The sequence below is a fragment of the Paenibacillus sp. OT2-17 genome (genome assembly GCF_009827695.1).
In the GTDB taxonomy this organism is placed as follows: Bacteria; Bacillota; Bacilli; order Paenibacillales; family Paenibacillaceae; genus Paenibacillus; species Paenibacillus polymyxa_B.
This window is the reverse complement of record NZ_WUDQ01000438.1, coordinates 1-3,143: the sequence shown is the minus strand read 5'-3', so window position 1 is coordinate 3,143 and position 3,143 is coordinate 1. Positions and strand designations below refer to the sequence as shown.

The 3,143-nt window shown below is 46.4% G+C and carries 5 protein-coding genes; all 5 read left to right on the top strand.

Translation table 11 applies throughout. The features are described 5' to 3' along the window. On the top strand, nucleotides 1-186 hold a 186-nt coding region (locus GRP75_RS22675), incomplete at its 5' end, for an RNA polymerase sigma factor (RefSeq protein WP_160790430.1). Next, nucleotides 183-653 (top strand): hypothetical protein, encoded by a 471-nt coding sequence (locus GRP75_RS22670; RefSeq protein WP_023989126.1) that lies wholly within the window; start codon nucleotides 183-185, stop codon nucleotides 651-653. The genes GRP75_RS22675 and GRP75_RS22670, both read left to right, overlap by 4 nt. Before the next feature lie 92 nt (nucleotides 654-745). Beyond that, entirely contained in the window at nucleotides 746-2,011 is a 1,266-nt protein-coding gene (locus GRP75_RS22665) for a multi-tm2 domain protein (protein ID WP_160790429.1), read from the top strand. A gap of 1 nt (nucleotide 2,012) precedes the next feature. After that, nucleotides 2,013-2,795: a hypothetical protein gene (locus tag GRP75_RS22660; RefSeq protein ID WP_160790428.1), complete on the top strand. Its 783-nt coding sequence runs from the start codon at nucleotides 2,013-2,015 to the stop codon at nucleotides 2,793-2,795. Nucleotides 2,796-2,959: 164 nt separating this feature from the next. After that, nucleotides 2,960-3,143: flavin reductase family protein (locus tag GRP75_RS22655; RefSeq protein WP_202404270.1), on the top strand; the 184-nt coding region annotated here is incomplete at its 3' end.

The window sequence follows — 3,143 nt, the reverse complement described above, 5'->3', positions numbered from 1 at the left end:
CTATCGCAAAAAATCGCCCAGTTGCCCCAGCAACATCGGGATATTATTCAAGCCTATTATATGCAGGGCAAAACCTACGACCAAATTGCAGAAGAGACGCAGGTAGCTTTAAAAACAGTAGAGTCGAGGCTCTATCGGGCGCGGCTATGGATTCGAAACCACTGGAAGGAGGAGGAATGGCAATGACTGACCAACAGGATAAACCGTGGATTGAAGGGAAATCGAATGACTGGCATGCTTACATTGCAGGAACTTGCACGATAGAGGAGTCTGCCCGGCTGGAAAAGCTACTGCTGGAAGACGAACAGGCGCTGATGCTATATCTTGTCGCACTGGAGCAACTGGAGTCAACTATGAAAGATTATTCTGCCTGGATGGATACGGAGCGCTTCACAGATCAGGTAATGGCCGTTCTTCCCGAGATAGAAGCTGAACCGAATCAAGTTCTGTTTAAAAAACGCCGCTGGTTTGAAAAACCTGTGTTTCACTACGTTGTCGCCGCAAGCCTAACGTTGATCTTGTTGTCCAGTGGAGCCTTTGACAAAATGATGCCGCAAACAGATGGAAAGCCGATTCCTCCAAAAGAACGCGTTTCTTACAGTGAAGAGGTCATGCGAGCTACAACAACCTGGCTCGATAAATTAAAGCCCTAAATCATCGGATAAAGGCTGAGATGAAAAAACTCAAACAACAACCTTCAAATGGGGACTTTATTAAATCCCATAAATAGAAAGGAAGTGTAGCGATGCCTTATGCGGAAAGAAGCAAGCTCTTGGCATTTCTATTGAACATCATTCCCGGTGTGGGACACTACTACTGGACCAGAAAAGCCAATGCGTTTGTATACACCATTTTGTTTTTCGGATGTCTGGCGGGAGGATTATTTTTTTCAGTGGTTTCAAGAGACGAATTACCTTTATTGGCCAGTATGTTTGTTGCCGCTCTTTTTTGGGGGCTGAGTATGCTGCATATCATTATTAGCTTATTGCGTTATGATCCTCGTGCAGGTGCTGTTCCATATCCCCCACATGCAGGACCCAATCCATATGGTTATTACTCGCAAAGTGGGCCTTATGGACATGCTGGTTCAACGGGAGAGGTACCGGAGGGGGCAACAGACGCGGATGTGGATGCACCGGGAGCAGGAATGGGATATGGCCCGGGCTATAACCATTATCAACAAGGACACTATGGTATGGCAGGATCACCTGCTTTTCAAAAAGGATCGGAGAATGAACGCTTTTTTACGATTTTGCTGTCGTTCATTCCTGGATTGGGACACCTTCATTTGGGGCTGATGCAGCGTGGTTTGTCTTTTCTGCTATCTTTCTTTGGCTTTGGAGCGATCCTCGTTTTTATTACCAGCATTACAAACGAATCCGGATTTTTGGCGTTTGCGGGCGTGCTGCCGATCATTTGGCTGTATTGCATGTTTGATGCGGTGCAGCATGTACATCGCAAACAAGCGGGAGAAATGCTTCAGGACCGGACTTTGTTTGAGGAACTGGAGCATGGAAGAGTCGAGGGACGGCGGAGTAAAATGCTGGCTACCATTTTATCGGTATTTCCCGGTGCTGGACATATGTATATCGGTTTGCAAAAGCGTGGACTCCAGCTTATGCTTCTGTTTTTAGGAGGCATCTATGTACTGGACGTGCTACATCTTTCACTCTTTTTGTTCCTGATTCCGGTGGTTTGGTTTTACAGCTTTTTTGATGCGTTGCAGCAAGTAAGCCGTTATGGACGGGAGCCGCTGATCGACAAGCCTGTGATCGGTATGTTTGCACAATATCACCGCTGGGTAGGCTTGGGGTTGCTATTGCTGGGCGCCTATTACATCTTAATCAACGTACTAGTTCCTACTCTGGATCGTCTGTTTCCGAATGGAGAGATTTATAATTTGGTTGACATGTATCTACGGACGATTATCGTATCCTTATTGTTGATTGGCGGTGGTATTTGGATGATGATCGGGAATTCCAAATCTAAACGAGTAAAGGAGAAGCAATAGAATGGATACTGAGTTTTCAAAGAGTGAGGCTCCCTTTAAGGGAGCCCATCATCCTCATAGCGATGGAGGAGGCTCTACAGGTATATTGGGTACATCGCCTAACAAAAATAGTTCCTCTAAAGCGTCAAACGCTCCGGCAGGGGTGTGGAAAGTCGGAAGGCTGTCAATGGGACTTTTCCTCGTCCTGCTGGGGGGCATAACGTTTGCCTCCAAGTTTTGGGGAGCGGGCATACTGGACCAGGCTTTGACCTGGTGGCCTGTCGTTTTTGTTTTGCTGGGGTTGGAAATTTTAATGTATACTGCTTGGAAAGGGACGCGTGAGCGCATTCGTTATGATTTATTCAGTATGTTTATTACGGCGGTATTGGTTTTTTGCTGTATCGGATTTGCCTTGGTCAGTTCATTGGGGATCACTCCGCAAGTCAGAGAAATAATGAGTTCGGTTCAGGAAACAAGGCTTCTCCCAGACTGGCATGAAAAACTGCCTGCCGGAGTGACCAAGGTGATTGTACAGGGAGAAGATCCTTATGCGGTCAAAATTGATGCAACCACCTCACCGGAGGTGCATGTGTTCGGGAGTTATGTATACACAGGCAAAGAGGACGAAATAAAGGGGCAAGATTTATATCAGACCAAGCAAATCGGCGATACCTTGTATGTATTACTGGGTCAAATTCCGACACGGTTTATGCAGACTCAGCAGCAGCTTGATGTTACGATTGCTGTACCTGAGGGAATTACGGTTACTGTGCGCGATAGCCGAGGAAATATAATTGAAAAATAGGGAGATCTTCCGGCTCCAACTTTACATTTCGTATCATTCACGCGATACTGAAAGGGAAGCCTGAGATGTGATCCATGTCGCTAACTAATGGTGCATTTGCTTATCAGGCGAAACTTGATGATGTGCAGTCGAATAGCGATTGTAATCGGAAATGAGGGAGAAAAATGATTTCGTTGAATCCTGACACGCTTACAGGGCGTGAAAATTATAAGCTGTTGACCGGAAGTATCATCCCAAGGCCGGTAGCCTTTGTAACGACTTTGAGCAGCGAAGGGGTGCTGAATGGTGCGCCGTTCAGTTATTTTTCCATCGTAGCTTCTGAACCGCCACTGCTGTCTGTATCCGTAC

Excerpts from the sequence above, each read along its gene's own strand:
- GRP75_RS22660 (WP_160790428.1), top strand. The coding sequence starts at position 2,013 with ATGGATACTGAGTTTTCAAAGAGTGAGGCTCCCTTTAAGGGAGCCCAT.
- GRP75_RS22665 (WP_160790429.1), top strand. The coding sequence starts at position 746 with ATGCCTTATGCGGAAAGAAGCAAGCTCTTGGCATTTCTATTGAACATC.
- GRP75_RS22670 (WP_023989126.1), top strand. The coding sequence starts at position 183 with ATGACTGACCAACAGGATAAACCGTGGATTGAAGGGAAATCGAATGAC.